This is a genomic window from Gracilibacillus xinjiangensis, from assembly GCF_042651765.1.
Classification (GTDB): domain Bacteria; phylum Bacillota; class Bacilli; order Bacillales; family Amphibacillaceae; genus Gracilibacillus; species Gracilibacillus xinjiangensis.
Genome location: NZ_JBHSDT010000004.1, coordinates 609,440 through 624,670 on the forward strand (window position 1 = coordinate 609,440; position 15,231 = coordinate 624,670).

Sequence of the window (15,231 nt, forward strand, 5' to 3'; positions counted from 1 at the left end):
TTTTGTTCTGACCAAAAGCATTAATCAACTAACCTTTTTCCGCCAACACCGTAATTGCGTTTGTCGATATCTTCCACGAATACAACAACTTTCTCACGTGTTGCACCAGTTGTTTCCACAACTGCATCTGTTACTTTTTCAATTAATGCTTTTCTTTGTTCATCTGAACGTCCTTCTAGCATCTGAATAGTTACATAAGGCATATGTATCACTCCTTTGTGGGAATATACCTCTAATTGTACTGCAAATGTGAAATTAAGAAAACAAAATGCTACAATATGGGTACGAGTAAATGAAGCAGGAGGTATACGCATGAGTGAACAACAGAATGACAAAAATAAAAAGAAGTCTAATCCTTTTACAATAATGAAAGATGATTCCACAGATGGTCATGGCGGTTATGGTGTAGGGTCGATCAGTTTAGAAAATATCTCGCCAGTTATCATTGATCCAAATGAAGACAGAGCATTTGTTGATATGGGTGCAATGCATGCAAGAAGTGAGGTGGAGAGACGTGTGAAGTTTCTTCCAAATAAAGAAGAGGTTCCAAATGGCAAATTGTACTGGATTGTCTGGGTGACAGTGGAACGAGGGGAGAATGGACCTTATTATCATGGTGTAGCTGGAAGTGAAATCCGTGTCGACCGCTCAATAAAGCGTGCATACAAATCAATGCCAGAACATGTAAACCATATGGACAAATCGATGAAAGGTCACTATATTGTTGAACATATGGATGAGAAATCGAGAAATTTATTGGGAGAGTTTCTTCGCGAATACAAACCGGAAATGTGGGAGAACTCACCGGATGAGTTAAAACAAGTTTTACCAGAATGATGAACATTTTGTGAACAATTTCTGACAAATTGCTATTTTGCTTGTCCAGTATGCTATTAATTTATTAAAATAAACTCACATGGTAACTCTTATGTTGCTAGGACTGGAAAAAGGCCGGGCATATGCCCGGCTTTTTTTCATGGTGTAATCTTTTCTATTGTATGCAGGCTGTTTCTCCCTATTAATCGGGATAGAGCATCTGAACGATTATTCTGTATCCGAAGGAGAGTCTTCTCCTAGCCACAGCCATTGCCACCATTTTTCTATAAACGGATCATCTGTGTTTACTTCTTCTGCATCAATAATGTCTTCATCAATTTGTGGATATTCCTCTAAATGAAGGGTGCATTGCTTTTTCGGCTCTGTACCTTTAACGAAAAGCATGGGATACGTATGTTCACAGCCATCTGCTGCTAATAAGCCTGTATTAAGGTCAATCGTTGCTTCTACAATGTTATCAGGACGAACCATATGGGTGACAGGAATGTTTTCATGTGCTTTTTCCATAAAGTTTGCCCAAATATTTTTGGCGAATTCATGTTCCGCTGTTTTCGTCATTTCCCTATTGTCATCATATCCGATCCATACACCTGCTGTTACGGAAGGGGAAAAGCCGATCATCCAGCTGTCAGAATTAGTTGTACCAGACTTGCCGGCATATTCATGGGTTAATTGATTAGAGATCGAAGCACCTGTTACACTCATATAGCCATTTAATTCTTGTTTAAACATACCTTTCATCATATCAGCTAATATATAGGTAAGGTCTTCGCGTAATACCTGCTCATTATCCATATGATTGGAAAAAAAGAGAAAACCATCACTTTCTTCTTTTTTCTCTTTTTCTGCTCTGTCATAAAGAACATTCCCTTGAGAATCTGTTACTTTGTTAATCGTATATTCCTCCACAGCCTTTCCGCCATTTGCAATAACACTATAGGCGGAAACCATTTCTTTCATGCTGACTACCTCTGTCCCGAGTGCTAGGGAAGCAACAGGTTCCAGTGCACTATCAATGCCGAATTTCTCTTTTGCTGTTCGCACAAACCGTTCCGGTGTGACATATAAATTGGTTTTCACAGCAAAAACATTATCAGACAATGCCATTGCTTGCGCCATTGTAATAGGTTCATTGGCATAATAATTGTTAAAATTACTCGGTTGATAGCTTTCCCCATTTTCCAGGGCAAAAGTTGTCGGTTTACTCATTAAAGTTGTTGCAGATGTCATACCATTTTCTAATGCGGCATAATAGAGGAATGGCTTGAACGAGGATCCTGGCATACGTTTTGCCTGGACGGCTCGATTATAGGATGATTCTTCGTAATTCTGACCGCCAATTAATGCAGTGATGGCACCAGATGCAGGATCCATTGCCATTGCACTAACTTGAATTTCACTGTTCGTGATGGTGGATTCTGCAGATGTTTGTAATGCAAGCTGCTGGTCTTCATTCAATGTAGTATAGACTTGATATCCACCAGATCTTATTGTCTCTATATCTACTTCCAATAAATCTTGCAATTCCTGTTCGACTATATCCAGAAAGTATGGGGCAACACTATTCTTGACGATCATTCTATCGTCTGAAAAAATGAGCTCTTCGTTTAATGCAGATTGATAGGTCTGTTCATCAATCACATTCTTCTCATGCAAATTTTTTAAAATAATGGATTGTCGTTCTTTTGCCTTTTCATAATTATGGAATGGAGAATAGATTGATGGTCCTTTCGGAATCCCCGCAAGCATACTAGCTTCTGCCCATGTTAATTCAGAAGCGGGTTTGTCGAAGTAATACCTGCTTGCTGCCTGAATACCGTAAGCGCCATGTCCATAATAAATCGTGTTTAAATAGCCTTCCAGCAGATCCTCTTTGTCATAAAACATTTCTAACCGAATCGTATAAAAAGCTTCATAAATTTTCCGTTTCCATGTTTTTTCATGAGAAAGGAAGAGGTTTCTGGCATATTGCTGTGTAATCGTACTTGCTCCTTCTTTCAATGACATTGTCTGGATATCCTTTATAATTGCGCCAGCCAATCGTTTAAAGTCAAAGCCGAAATGATCATAGAACTTTTGATCTTCTGTCCATATTGTCGCTTTTTCTAATTTATCATCAATTTGATCAAGAGGTACCCAATACCTTTTTTCTTTTCCATATTCTTCACCAATTACATTACCATTCACACTGTAATATATCGTATTCTGTCCGCGTTCTAAGGAAGGAGGACCTAATACAAAACTAGCACCTAGCAGGAAAACTGTAAAAGAACCGCATAAGAAAATTAGAAAAAGAGATAGTTTTATCAATCTTCTTATTTTTTTTCTTTTTCTTCGTCTTCTTCTTTGCATGCCATTTCCCCCCCATTTTCTGCTTCTAATTCGTATTATGGGAAAAAAACTGGCATAATAAACATGACTGAAAGAAATACTTGATTTTTTACAGAAAATCTCTAGAATAGTATTGTTTACACTATATAAAATAATCTATAAATGATTCATATAGACAGGAGAAGATAAAGATGGGATTATGGTTCACGGAAAAACAGACAGAAAATTTCGGTATAACAATGAAGATTGACCGTACATATCATACGGAACAGACAGACTTTCAAAAACTGGACATGGTAGAAACAGCTGAGTGGGGCAATATGTTGTTACTGGATGATATGGTTATGACAACAGAGAAGGATGAATTCGTATACCATGAGATGGTGGCACACGTCCCGCTATTTACCCATCCGAACCCGAAACATGTGCTTGTTGTTGGAGGAGGAGACGGTGGAGTTATTCGTGAAGTATTAAAACATAAATCTGTAGAAAAAGCTGTGTTAGTAGATATTGATGGAAAAGTAATTGAATACTCGAAGAAATACTTACCATCCATTGCAGGGAAGTTAGATGACCCGCGTGTCGAAGTACGTGTAGCGGACGGTTTTATGCATATTGCAGAAAGCGAAAAAGCCTATGATGTTATCATGGTCGACTCGACAGAACCAGTTGGGCCTGCTGTCAACTTATTTACAAAAGGCTTCTATGCAGGAATTTCAAATGCGCTCAAGGATGACGGGATACTTGTTGCACAAACAGACAATCCATGGTTTAAGGCAGACTTGATTCAACAAGTATTTCATGATGTTGCAGAGATTTTCCCTGTAACAAGACTTTATACGGCGAACATCCCCACATATCCAAGTGGTTTATGGACATTTACATTAGGCAGTAAAATTCATGACCCGCTGAAAGTAAAAGAAGACCGATTCTTTGAATTAGATACAAAATATTATACGAAATCATTACACTTTGCTAGCTTTGCATTACCTAAATTTGTAGAAGACCTGACAAAGAAATAAGGGGGGAAGAAGCATGCGCTTTGATGAAGCCTATTCAGGAAAAGTTTTCATTATGTCACGTAACACCCATGAAGATGCAGATGCGATTATTTATGGAATGCCAATGGATTGGACGGTAAGTTTTAGACCTGGATCCCGTTTTGGACCGAACCGGATTCGCGAAGCATCGATTGGTTTAGAAGAGTACAGTCCATATCTAGACCGCCATTTAGAAGAAGTGAACTATTTTGATGCAGGAGATATTCCCCTCCCGTTTGGAAGTGCAGAGCGCAGCATAGATATGATTCGTGATTATGTTCGTCAAATCATTGCAAAAGACAAATTTCCGTTAGGATTGGGTGGCGAACATCTTGTTAGCTGGCCTGTATTACAAGCAATGTATGAGAAATATCCCGACATGGCTGTCATCCATATAGATGCACATGCAGATTTACGTGTCGAATATGAAGGAGAAGTTCTCTCCCACTCGACACCAATTCGCAAAGTTTGTGAGAATTATGGTGCAGAAAATGTCTATTCTTTTGGTATTCGTTCAGGGATGCGTGAAGAGTTTCAATATGCGAAGGAAAGCGGCATGTATATGGCAAGATATGAAGTAGCTAAACCGCTAGCAGAAGTTTTGCCTAAGTTAGCAGGCCGTCCAGTGTATGTCACCATTGATATCGATGTACTTGATCCGGCATTTGCCCCTGGAACAGGAACAGCAGAGGCAGGGGGGATTTCTTCTAAAGAGCTCCTAGAAGCTATCCACTTAATCGCAAAGTCTGATGTAAAAGTAGTTGGTGCAGACCTTGTTGAAGTCGCACCGGTATATGACCCGACAGAGAAAACGCCAATTGCAGCAAGTAAATTTATCCGGGAGATACTATTAGGATGGGTAAAGAAGTAAGCAGATAGTCAGGTCCCTTATTTTCTGGACGAGCCGTGCAACTCTTTTATAAATTATGATAGAATATGGTTGTTACAAAGAAAAGAAAATAGGGGATATTATCGTATGAGACAAGAATGGGCGAGCAATCATATTTGCGAGCGATTTTTAAAAAGTGATGTGGAAATGCCATTTTATGTTGTCTATCAGCAACTTAAAGGAAGACCGGACGAACTGGAATCCATGCGTCATATTTCGCTGAATTGTCAAAATGAAGATAACCAGCGGGTAGCAATGGAATATTTATATGCCAACGGATGCTTTGATGAGTTACTTTCCTTAATTGGGAAAAACCGGACATCAATCAATATTTCTAACCGGAGCAGGGCCATTTGTTATCAATTAATGTATGATCGGAAGACCTTGCCCAAAAAGCAATTAAAACCAGATGCGCCGATGCGTTATCTGGAAGAAATAAATCGCGTAAAGTCATCATCTGATGATGATGCTTTTCTTATATTAAAAAACGTAATGCATATCTATTGCTATTTTGACATGCATCAATATGGCAAAATCGGAACATATAAGGAACGAATTATTCAGAGTATCGAACGTTTACATGATCCTTTATTAAAAGAATTATTTGAAGCAAGATTAGCTGAGTTACTCCTTATTTACCATTGGAAACGAAATGAAGTGATTTTAGCAAGGAAGTATGGCTACAAATTATTAGCAGATACAAATAATCAACGAAAGAAAATGGAGCTTCACAACATTTTGGCCCAAACCTATTTATTTGAAAGTTATGACCAGGCAATACAACATGCCAGCTTTGCTATCGGGCTTGCCCGCAATATCGAGGATGAGCGTGCAATATACGGAATAAAGAATTACACTATTCCGTTTATATCGTCCCACTATCAATTGACAGATGGAATTCATACAGAAGATATGGCAGAACAAGCCCACCAAGCTTTAGCGAAGGGTGATCATCGGGCTTGTATTAAAATACTCGAGCAATTCCGATCCCCTACACCATTTCAGCAATATTATTTAGGTAAAGCAAAAAAAGACAGGCAGCTGCTGCTTACTGCTTACAGGCGTTTTATTGATGAACGTAATGATTACTTCTATGCGAGATTACCCCTTCACGCATTAAATGCACTTGACCAGTAAAAGGATGATGAACGTATGACAGTAAAGAGTCCGATTTTGTTAAAAATGACGATGGAAATAAATGATTCAGGTAAAAAAGATGTAACAGTAGTAGAAGAACATGGCCAGCTTTTGGAAAAAGATTCGACAACCATATTGACATTTAGTGAATATAACGAAAATCAAGAGAAAATTCATTCATTTATTACCATCAAACCTGACAGTGTTAGTGTCAAAAGATCTGGGGCAGTTTCCATGCACCAAAAATTTATTAAAAAAAATATAACAGAAAATGTATATCGTCATGAATTCGGCACCATACATATGGAAACAACCACTGACCAAATTACCTACCAGCCGCCTGAAAACCAGAAACAAGGGAAATTGTTTATCAGTTATACGACAAGTTTAAATGGAGATAAACCGAGAAGGCATCGACTCACAATTACGATGAAAAGACAAAAATAATGGAGGTATTTTATTTATGAATGTCATGCAAGAGATGCAGGAGAAATTAAAGCAAGCAATCAAACAGGCAGTGCTTGATGCAGGGTTAGCGAAAGAAGAAGAAATTCCTGAAATTATCCTGGAGCAGCCAAAAGAAAAAGCACATGGGGATTATGCTACAAATGTTGCCATGCAGTTAGCTCGTGTAGCGAAGAAAGCGCCGCGTCAAATAGCAGATGACATTGTTGCAAAATTGGACAACTCTAAAGCATCGATTAAAGAGGTCGAAATCGCTGGTCCTGGATTCATTAATTTCTTTATGGACAACAACTATTTAACGAACCTAATTCCAACTATTTTAGAGCAGCAAGAAGACTATGGCTCTTCAGATACAGGAAAAGGAGAAAAAATCCAAGTAGAATTTGTTTCAGCAAATCCAACGGGTGATCTTCATTTGGGACATGCCCGCGGTGCATCTGTCGGTGATAGTCTATGTAACATTCTCGATAAAGCCGGCTATGATGTTTCCCGTGAATACTACATTAATGATGCGGGAAACCAAATCAATAATTTAGCATTATCTGTAGAAGCACGTTATAACCAGGCATTAGGCAAAGATTTCCCAATGCCTGAAGATGGTTACCATGGTGCCGATATTATCGAGGTTGGAAAGCAATTAGCGAAAGAGCATGGAGAAGAATTGTTGAACAAAGCACCAACAGAAAAGCATGCATTTTTCCGTGAGTATGGTTTGAAATATGAATTGGCGAAACTGGCAAAAGATTTAGAGCAGTTTCGCGTAACATTTGATCATTGGTTCTCTGAAACATCTTTATATGAAGAGAACAAGATTGTTCCTGCGATTGAGCTTTTACGTGAAAAAGGCTTTATTTATGAAAAAGATGGGGCGACGTGGTTCCGTACAACAGACTTTGATGATGACAAAGATCGTGTGCTGATCAAACAAGATGGTTCTTATACTTACTTATCACCAGATATCGCTTATCACAAAAACAAATTGGACCGTGGATTTGATAAGCTAATTAACATCTGGGGAGCTGATCACCATGGCTATATTCCACGTATGCGTGCAGCAATTCAGGCATTAGGGTATGATGCCGACACATTAGAAGTGGAAATTATCCAGATGGTTAACTTGTTTGAAAATGGTGAAAAGGTAAAGATGAGTAAACGTACAGGCAAGGCTGTCACTTTACGCGAATTAATGGAGGAAGTCGGTATTGATGCGATGCGTTATTTCTTCATCATGCGTTCCGCTGACTCTCACTTAGACTTTGATATGGATTTAGCAAAATCTCAATCCAATGATAATCCTGTTTACTATGTTCAATATGCCCATGCACGTATTTGTACAATGCTTAAGCAGGCAAGAGAGAAAAATATTGATTATGCGGAGTATAATGCAAGTCTGTTACAGTCCGAAAAAGCGGAAGATTTATTAAAGAAACTAGGTGAATTCACCCAAGTGGTAGCAGATGCAGCGGTAAATCGTATGCCGCATAGAATTCCGCAATATATTTTTGACCTTGCTTCAAGTTTACACAGCTTTTATAATGCAGAAAAAGTTATTAATGAAGATAACCTGGATGAAACGAAAGCAAGACTTGCCTTAATGGAAGCTGTTCGCATTACGTTAGCAAATGGGATGAAGCTTATCGGAGTTCAAGCACCGGAAAGTATGTAAAAGCCTTGGGTTTGATTATGGCTGCTTTTCGATGATGGTCACATATGAAAAAAGCCAGTGCTCAGGAATATATGGGCACTGGCTTATTTGTTATTAATGAAATGGATGCATGTGGTACGTAAAAGAATAATTAGTGAATACCACTTAAATATATCGGTTGATTAAAGCAACGGCCTTATGAATCTGGTGAAAAAGGTCAGTGTCTTCATCCAGAGAGGTTGTTGCTTTATCCAATATATAGTGAAAATTTTGCTTTGCTTCATGTCGTCTTCATATAACCTTCGCATTTCCTTATATAAAGGATGGTCATTCCGAATAATCAAATTTACTTCCTGGTTTAATAAGAAACTTCGCTGATCAAAATTACTTGTACCAACATCACATATTTTCTTGTCGATAAATAGTACTTTCCCGTGGAAAAAGCCATCCACATATAAGAATATCTTTACACCACACTTGTGAACGGTTTGCAAATAGGGCATTGCTCCAGCTTTTGTTAACAGGTGGTCCCCCTTTTCGGGAATCAGAAGGGTCACACGAACACCACGCTTTCTTGCCTCAAGTATGGCAGTAAGTACCTTCTTTGTTGGGATAAAGTAGGGTGACCCAATTTCAATCGTTTCTTTTGCACTGTTCAATAAATTCACCATATGATTTTCGAGAAAATGAGCTTCTGTTGTGATTACATTAATAAGATCACCGTCTGTATTCTTCTTCGGGATAACAGTCTTACTGCCATTCCAATCTTTTGCAAAGATATGGTTTAATATGTCAACAACATCTCCTGTTAAACGGACATGATAATCACGCCATTTCCCGAGCTTTAGATCTTTCCCTACATACTCATCACCAAGATTGAAACCGCCAGTATATGCAATCTCTTCATCGATGATCATAATTTTCCGGTGATTTCTTTGCTGAATATGATAAAAGAGTGGGAATTTTGGTGAATTGGCTTTTTTAAAATGAAATTGCTGTTTTACCCACTTTCTCTTAAATCGGAGGCTCCCAATCCAATCTGTTAATAACCTTACTTTGACACCTTCTGCTTGTTTCTTTGCAAGTAAGGAGTAAAACTGATTACTGATTTTGTCATTTCGAACAATAAAAAATTGCAGATCAATTGATTTCCTGGCATGCAGGATATCTGCCATCATCTGGTCGAACAATTGCTGGCCATCACCAAAGACATCAATGCTGTCCGTGGATGTTGTCCATTCTTTACTGCATCTTTTAGATTGTGTTATTTTCTTTCCGAGTTGGTAATCGAGTAAGATAAGGATAATTATAATGATAAAAAGGCAGAGAATATATACCATCGTCATTCCTCATTTCTGTACTATTACCATTCCCGAAAAGGAGAAAATCTATAATAGGGCGGCTAAATATTTTTCCGTGCGTTTTTTATTGGAATCGGTTAACATAATAAAAGGATACATACTAGTTAATTAATAGAGGTGGTAGAATGCAAAAGTTAGTATTTTATGTTGGAGTAGCTGGAACGGGAAAAACAACAGTAGCTGAGAAAGTTGCTGCAGAAATTCCTTGTGCATTTCTTGATCGCGATACAGTTGGAGGCCGTTTTGTAGAGCGTTTTCTGGAAATGAACAATTTGGATCCTAATGATCGGGATTCAGCGTTTTATAAAGAAAACTTACGTGACTTAGAGTATGATACGACGAAAGATATTTGTATTGAAAATTTAAGAGTTGGACAGAATGTATTTATGATCTCTCCATTTACTGCAGAATTAAAGAATAAAGAGTGGATTGAGGAAGTGATTACAGCAAGTGGAAAAACAAAAGCGGACATTGATGTAAAAGTAGTTGTAGTAACATTACAAGATATTGAGCAGCAGCGTGAAAGAATCGAAGAGCGTGGAACGGTCAGAGATACATGGAAACTGGAGAACTGGGACCAATATGAAACAAGGGTTGACTTCATTCCTACAATAAATTGGGATATCCCGCAAGATAATATACTAGTTTTCGATAATTCTGGTGAGTTAACAGAAGAAAAAGTGGAAAGTTTAGTTTCATTCATTAATCAGTAAAATTACGCTGGAATGTCTCTGTATGTTAGGGTGGAAGAATTGCCCTATATAATTCACTTTAATTATGGGGCATATAACAGCTGCATGTCGGGGCAAAACGGTCCGCTTCGCTTTTCTTTGTTGTCTAGCTCAGTGGACCTGCCCCTCGAGGTCATAAGCGATCCCATTATGTGTCAAAGACCGACACGTCATGGTTTCGCTTATGCTTGTCGGGGCAAGACGGTCCGCTTCGCTTTTCTTTGTTGTCTAGCTCAGTGGACCAGAAACTATAGCCTTTCCCTCGGCTCTGTACGATAAGTTGACATCGGCTCCTTCGTCGCCGTGTCGCCTTTATCTCCTACGCCTCAGTCCAAGTCTTACGTTTCTGAACGGTCCGCTTCGCTTTTCTTTGTTGCATTTCGTGTTGGGAAACCATATAATGTTATGGTAGTACAGATGCTTACATATGTTAATTGAAATAGATATTACGATAAAGGAGTGCTAACTCGTGAGTTTGAAAGAATTATCCCAGGAAAGAATCGAAGAAATGGCGATGATCGATATTGCGGCATTAATATTAGAAGAAGAAAATAAAGGAATGGATTTTCGCGAAATTTTTGATCGAGTTGGAACATTGAAAGGTTTCAAAGAAGATGAAAAAGACGCGATGCTTGTTCAATTTTATACCGATTTAAATATTGATGGGCGTTTTATGACAAAAGGGTCGAATCTTTGGGGACTAAAACGTTGGTACCCTGTGGAAGAAATCGATGAGGACATTACAACAGCACCTAAGAAAAAGAAGAAAAAGAAAAAAGCAACGAAAAAAGCTGCTGTGGATGATCTGGTAGACGAAGATGTTTTAGATGAAGATGATGATTTACTTGATGAAGATATTACAAGTTTTGATGATGAAGATCTTGATATAGAAGATACCGATGATGAAGAAGATTTCAATTTTGATGATGACGAAGAGATTGCAGATACAGAAGTTGAAGAAGAGTTTGATGATGAAGAGTTCGATGAGGAAGATGTGGAAGAGGACGATGAAAATTAACGAGAAATCATACTTGACTTTCTAATCTGATCTGAGTACAATTTTACTTGGGCTCCATAATTTAATGGATAATATAGCGTTCCCCTGCTACAAGGGGAGCGCTTTTTTATTTTTATGCTGAATTTATCATATGTTATGGATGATAATATTAGTAAAACGAAATTCTACTGACTTTTATTATTCGAAATCAAAGCCTTACCGCTTCGTATGTTTTTCCATAGGAAGCTAATTATAAAAAAAAGCTACTAAAAAAGAAAGAGGGATTAGTGTGACTAAATATATCTTTGTAACTGGTGGTGTTGTGTCTTCCATTGGAAAAGGGATTACAGCAGCATCCTTAGGGCGTTTGCTGAAAAATAGAGGATTAAAAGTAACGATTCAGAAATTCGATCCATATATTAATGTGGATCCTGGAACGATGAGTCCATATCAGCATGGAGAGGTTTTCGTAACAGATGATGGAGCGGAAACGGATTTAGATCTTGGACACTACGAGCGATTCATCGATATTAATTTAAACCAATACAGCAATATTACGACAGGTAAAATTTATTCCACTGTCATCAAAAAAGAACGTCGTGGAGATTACTTAGGTGGAACGGTCCAAGTAATTCCGCATATTACAAATGAAATTAAAGATAAAGTATTCCAAGCTGGAAAGCAAACGAATGCAGATATTGTAATAACAGAAATCGGCGGTACTGTCGGAGATATCGAATCCCTCCCATTCATTGAAGCAATAAGACAAATTAAAAGTGATATTGGCCGGGAAAATGTTATGTACATTCATTGTACGTTAGTTCCATATATTCAAGCAGCAGGTGAATTAAAAACAAAACCAACACAACACAGTGTGAAAGAATTACGTTCATTAGGTATTCAACCAGACGTTATTGTTTTAAGAACAGAACATCAAATCAGTCAAGAAATGAAAGAAAAGATTGCCCTTTTCTGTGATATTGATGAGAAGGCTGTTATTGAGTCCGGTGATGCTGATACACTTTACCATGTCCCGTTGGCAATGCAGGAACAAAACCTGGACCAATTAACATGTGACCACTTCGGTCTTGAGTGCGGACAAGCGGATATGACGGAATGGAATGAGTTAGTGGAGCGTGTATTAAACCTGTCGAAAAAAGTGACGATTGGATTAGTCGGAAAGTATGTGGAACTGCCAGATGCTTATATTTCTGTTGTAGAAGCCTTAAAACATGCAGGCTTCGCACATGATGCAGATGTAGAAGTGAAGTGGGTAAATGCGGAGAAACTATCCAGTGATAATGTTGAAAAGGAATTAGCTGATGTTGATGGAATATTAGTACCAGGCGGATTTGGTGATCGTGGTATTGAAGGGAAGATTGAAGCAATCCGCTTTGCGCGAGAGAACAGAGTTCCTTTCTTTGGCATTTGCTTAGGTATGCAACTTGCAACAGTGGAGTTTGCTCGTAATGTATTAGGATTAGATGGTGCCCATTCTGCAGAAATCGATCCATTAACAAAATACCCAATTATCGATTTGCTTCCAGAACAAAAAGACATTTCCGATATGGGTGGTACGTTAAGACTTGGTATCTATCCTTGCCGCCTGAAAGATGGTACAAAGACAAAAGAAGTGTATGAAAATGAAGATATTGTTTACGAACGTCATCGCCACCGTTTTGAATTTAATAATCAATATCGTCAGCAAATGGAAGAGAACGGATTTATTTTCTCTGGAACAAGTCCTGACGAGAAGCTTGTAGAAACAATTGAGATTGCAGATCACCCTTGGTTTATTGCATCACAATTTCACCCGGAATTTAAATCCCGACCAACAAGACCACAACAATTGTTTAAAGGGTTCATTGGTGCAACAGTAGAAAAATAAAATAATAATCAATAACAGCGGTATAAGCATTTATACCGCTGTTTTTCTTTTAATCCCCCCTAGATTGGTAGGCATTTCTTACTAAAAGTTTTCCGTTTTTTGCAGGAATTTTCGCTAAATATAGCGAAATAGATAAAATATATATTTTTACATAATGAAAGAGAGGGCTACATACTATGTCGAAAACAGTGCTAGTTGTTGATGATCAAATAGGAATTCGACTGCTGCTAGAAGAAGTAATAACCCAGGAAGGATACCAAGTGGAATTAGCCATGAATGGTCAAGAAGCGTTAGATAAAATTGATGCAGCTCAACCAGATCTTATCATGCTGGATTATAAACTGCCAATTATTGATGGACACGCTTTAGTAAAACAATTAGTAGAAAAGGAAATAGAAATACCGATTATTGTAATGAGTGGTTTACCTGAACGGGCGGAAGAGAAGATGAAGCATTATGCCATTGTAAATGCTGTGATAGGGAAACCATTTCAATTGAATGAGATAAGAATAATGGTAAAAGATATCATAGATGGGAAAAAATAATTAGATTAAGCAAAAATATTGCAGAAATTTTACCTAGCAACCGCTTTCTTCGTTTTGTATTGTTGCACCTTTCGTTAGTAATTGGTATTCTATTAATGGATGCAATCAATCAAAGCTGATCGGTTGTTATACGAATATTCTCTATACTACCAGTTCAGGTAGTAAAAATGAAGCGAGGCTTCGCGATAAATACTTGTCGATAAGCTAAGTTTTCTAATACATACCTTAAAGGAGGAAACACAAATGGCATTAGAATCAATGAAAGATATGCTTATTAATGCAAACAAAAATGGTTATGCTGTCGGTCAATTTAACATCAACAACTTAGAATATGTACAAGCAATTCTTCAAGCAGCAGAAGAAGAAAAATCTCCGGTAATTCTTGGTGTATCTGAAGGTGCTGGGAAATACATGGGTGGTTTCAATGTTGTCGTAGCAATGGTTAAAGCAACAATGGAAGCACAAGGTACAACAGTGCCTGTAGCAATCCACTTAGATCACGGTTCAAGCTTTGAAGCGTGTGCGAAAGCAATTCATGCAGGTTTCACTTCTGTAATGATTGATGCTTCACATGATCCGTTTGATGAAAATGTTGCGGTAACTTCTAAAGTAGTAGAACTTGCACATTTCCATGGTGTATCTGTTGAAGCAGAACTTGGAACAGTAGGTGGCGAGGAAGACGGTGTAACTGGTGGTATCATGTATGCCGACACGAACGAATGTAAAGAGCTGGTTGAACGTACTGGAATTGATTGTCTTGCACCAGCATTAGGTTCTGTACACGGTTCTTATCAAGGGGAGCCGAACTTAGGCTTTAAAGAAATGGAAGAAATCAATACAGTTGCAGGTGTACCACTAGTACTTCACGGTGGAACTGGTATCCCGTTAAAAGATATCCAAAAAGCTATCTCTTACGGTACTTCTAAAATCAATGTAAACACGGAAAACCAAATTCAACAGACAAAAGTAGTTCGCGAAGTATTAGCAGCAAATCCAAACATGATTGACCCGCGTAAATACTTAGGACCAAGCCGTGATGCGATTAAAGATACAGTAATCGGTAAAATGCGTGAATTCGGTTCTTCAAATAAAGCATAAGAATATAGTAAAACTGCTCCTGAGTTAATTAGGTGCAGTTTTTTTATATTATAAGAGTTTTTTGAATCATAATTGATTCTGTTCCTATCACAACTATTGTGATTTAACATCATTCCTTTTATTCCATTCGTCATATTTGTCCTGTGCTTTCCATATGTAAAAAAACTATTGGTGTTATTCTAATGTTACTTGAGTTATAATAATTATGATTGTATTATTTGAAGGATAAATTGCATGAATTTGGCAAAGAAGTATAAACTATAGATG

General features: G+C 37.9%; 14 protein-coding genes. 11 read left to right on the top strand and 3 right to left on the bottom strand.

The annotated features are described in order from the left end of the window. Positions 1-20 precede the first annotated feature (20 nt). Complete coding sequence (locus tag ACFOY7_RS07060) at positions 21-203, bottom strand: 2-hydroxymuconate tautomerase (RefSeq protein WP_390250792.1); 183 nt, start codon at positions 201-203, stop codon at positions 21-23. 109 nt (positions 204-312) lie between these two features. Here ACFOY7_RS07060 and ACFOY7_RS07065 point away from each other — a divergent pair, with 109 nt between their 5' ends. Further along, positions 313-837, top strand: a complete 525-nt coding sequence (locus ACFOY7_RS07065; RefSeq protein WP_390250794.1) for a YwhD family protein — start codon at positions 313-315, stop codon at positions 835-837. A 207-nt stretch (positions 838-1,044) separates the two neighbouring features. On the opposite strand, the gene ACFOY7_RS07070 is transcribed toward ACFOY7_RS07065, so the two are convergent. Beyond that, complete coding sequence (locus tag ACFOY7_RS07070; protein ID WP_390250797.1) at positions 1,045-3,189, bottom strand: transglycosylase domain-containing protein; 2,145 nt, start codon at positions 3,187-3,189, stop codon at positions 1,045-1,047. A 170-nt stretch (positions 3,190-3,359) separates the two neighbouring features. Here ACFOY7_RS07070 and speE point away from each other — a divergent pair, with 170 nt between their 5' ends. The 5 genes from speE to argS all read left to right on the top strand — a co-directional run bounded on the left by speE (position 3,360) and on the right by argS (position 8,365). Next, positions 3,360-4,190 (top strand): spermidine synthase, encoded by an 831-nt coding sequence (gene speE, locus ACFOY7_RS07075; RefSeq protein ID WP_390250799.1) that lies wholly within the window; start codon positions 3,360-3,362, stop codon positions 4,188-4,190. Positions 4,191-4,203: 13 nt separating this feature from the next. Continuing rightward, positions 4,204-5,079: an agmatinase gene (speB, locus tag ACFOY7_RS07080; protein ID WP_390250802.1), complete on the top strand. Its 876-nt coding sequence runs from the start codon at positions 4,204-4,206 to the stop codon at positions 5,077-5,079. 105 nt (positions 5,080-5,184) lie between these two features. Beyond that, positions 5,185-6,234, top strand: a complete 1,050-nt coding sequence (locus ACFOY7_RS07085; protein ID WP_390250804.1) for an AimR family lysis-lysogeny pheromone receptor — start codon at positions 5,185-5,187, stop codon at positions 6,232-6,234. A 15-nt stretch (positions 6,235-6,249) separates the two neighbouring features. Continuing rightward, complete coding sequence (locus tag ACFOY7_RS07090; RefSeq protein WP_390250806.1) at positions 6,250-6,681, top strand: YwiB family protein; 432 nt, start codon at positions 6,250-6,252, stop codon at positions 6,679-6,681. Between the two features lie 16 nt (positions 6,682-6,697). Then, positions 6,698-8,365, top strand: coding sequence for an arginine--tRNA ligase (gene argS / locus ACFOY7_RS07095; RefSeq protein WP_390250808.1), 1,668 nt, complete (start codon positions 6,698-6,700; stop codon positions 8,363-8,365). A gap of 161 nt (positions 8,366-8,526) precedes the next feature. Here argS and cls read toward each other — a convergent pair whose 3' ends face one another. Then, positions 8,527-9,684, bottom strand: coding sequence for a cardiolipin synthase (gene cls, locus ACFOY7_RS07100; protein WP_390250810.1), 1,158 nt, complete (start codon positions 9,682-9,684; stop codon positions 8,527-8,529). Between the two features lie 146 nt (positions 9,685-9,830). On the opposite strand from cls, the gene ACFOY7_RS07105 reads away from it, so the two are divergent. From ACFOY7_RS07105 to fba, 5 genes are all read left to right on the top strand, one after another. Next, positions 9,831-10,418, top strand: coding sequence for a P-loop nucleotide/nucleoside kinase family protein (locus tag ACFOY7_RS07105; protein WP_390250812.1), 588 nt, complete (start codon positions 9,831-9,833; stop codon positions 10,416-10,418). Between the two features lie 487 nt (positions 10,419-10,905). Beyond that, the gene (gene rpoE, locus ACFOY7_RS07110; protein WP_390250814.1) at positions 10,906-11,454 is read left to right on the top strand and encodes a DNA-directed RNA polymerase subunit delta; all 549 of its coding nucleotides are present in this window, start codon (positions 10,906-10,908) and stop codon (positions 11,452-11,454) included. A gap of 268 nt (positions 11,455-11,722) precedes the next feature. Further along, positions 11,723-13,321 carry a CTP synthase gene (locus ACFOY7_RS07115; RefSeq protein WP_390250816.1) on the top strand — a complete coding sequence of 533 codons (1,599 nt, stop codon included), beginning with the start codon at positions 11,723-11,725 and terminating at the stop codon, positions 13,319-13,321. A gap of 176 nt (positions 13,322-13,497) precedes the next feature. Continuing rightward, complete coding sequence (locus ACFOY7_RS07120) at positions 13,498-13,866, top strand: response regulator (RefSeq protein WP_390250819.1); 369 nt, start codon at positions 13,498-13,500, stop codon at positions 13,864-13,866. A gap of 243 nt (positions 13,867-14,109) precedes the next feature. Then, positions 14,110-14,964 carry a class II fructose-1,6-bisphosphate aldolase gene (gene fba, locus ACFOY7_RS07125; RefSeq protein ID WP_390250821.1) on the top strand — a complete coding sequence of 285 codons (855 nt, stop codon included), beginning with the start codon at positions 14,110-14,112 and terminating at the stop codon, positions 14,962-14,964. The last annotated feature ends 267 nt before the right edge of the window (positions 14,965-15,231 follow it).

Coding starts and splice junctions, on each gene's coding strand:
- ACFOY7_RS07065 (WP_390250794.1), top strand. CDS start 313: ATGAGTGAACAACAGAATGACAAAAATAAAAAGAAGTCTAATCCTTTT.
- ACFOY7_RS07085 (WP_390250804.1), top strand. CDS start 5,185: ATGAGACAAGAATGGGCGAGCAATCATATTTGCGAGCGATTTTTAAAA.
- ACFOY7_RS07060 (WP_390250792.1), bottom strand. CDS start 203: ATGCCTTATGTAACTATTCAGATGCTAGAAGGACGTTCAGATGAACAA.
- fba (WP_390250821.1), top strand. CDS start 14,110: ATGGCATTAGAATCAATGAAAGATATGCTTATTAATGCAAACAAAAAT.
- ACFOY7_RS07120 (WP_390250819.1), top strand. CDS start 13,498: ATGTCGAAAACAGTGCTAGTTGTTGATGATCAAATAGGAATTCGACTG.
- cls (WP_390250810.1), bottom strand. CDS start 9,684: ATGGTATATATTCTCTGCCTTTTTATCATTATAATTATCCTTATCTTA.
- speE (WP_390250799.1), top strand. CDS start 3,360: ATGGGATTATGGTTCACGGAAAAACAGACAGAAAATTTCGGTATAACA.
- speB (WP_390250802.1), top strand. CDS start 4,204: ATGCGCTTTGATGAAGCCTATTCAGGAAAAGTTTTCATTATGTCACGT.
- argS (WP_390250808.1), top strand. CDS start 6,698: ATGAATGTCATGCAAGAGATGCAGGAGAAATTAAAGCAAGCAATCAAA.
- ACFOY7_RS07070 (WP_390250797.1), bottom strand. CDS start 3,189: ATGCAAAGAAGAAGACGAAGAAAAAGAAAAAAAATAAGAAGATTGATA.
- ACFOY7_RS07105 (WP_390250812.1), top strand. CDS start 9,831: ATGCAAAAGTTAGTATTTTATGTTGGAGTAGCTGGAACGGGAAAAACA.
- ACFOY7_RS07090 (WP_390250806.1), top strand. CDS start 6,250: ATGACAGTAAAGAGTCCGATTTTGTTAAAAATGACGATGGAAATAAAT.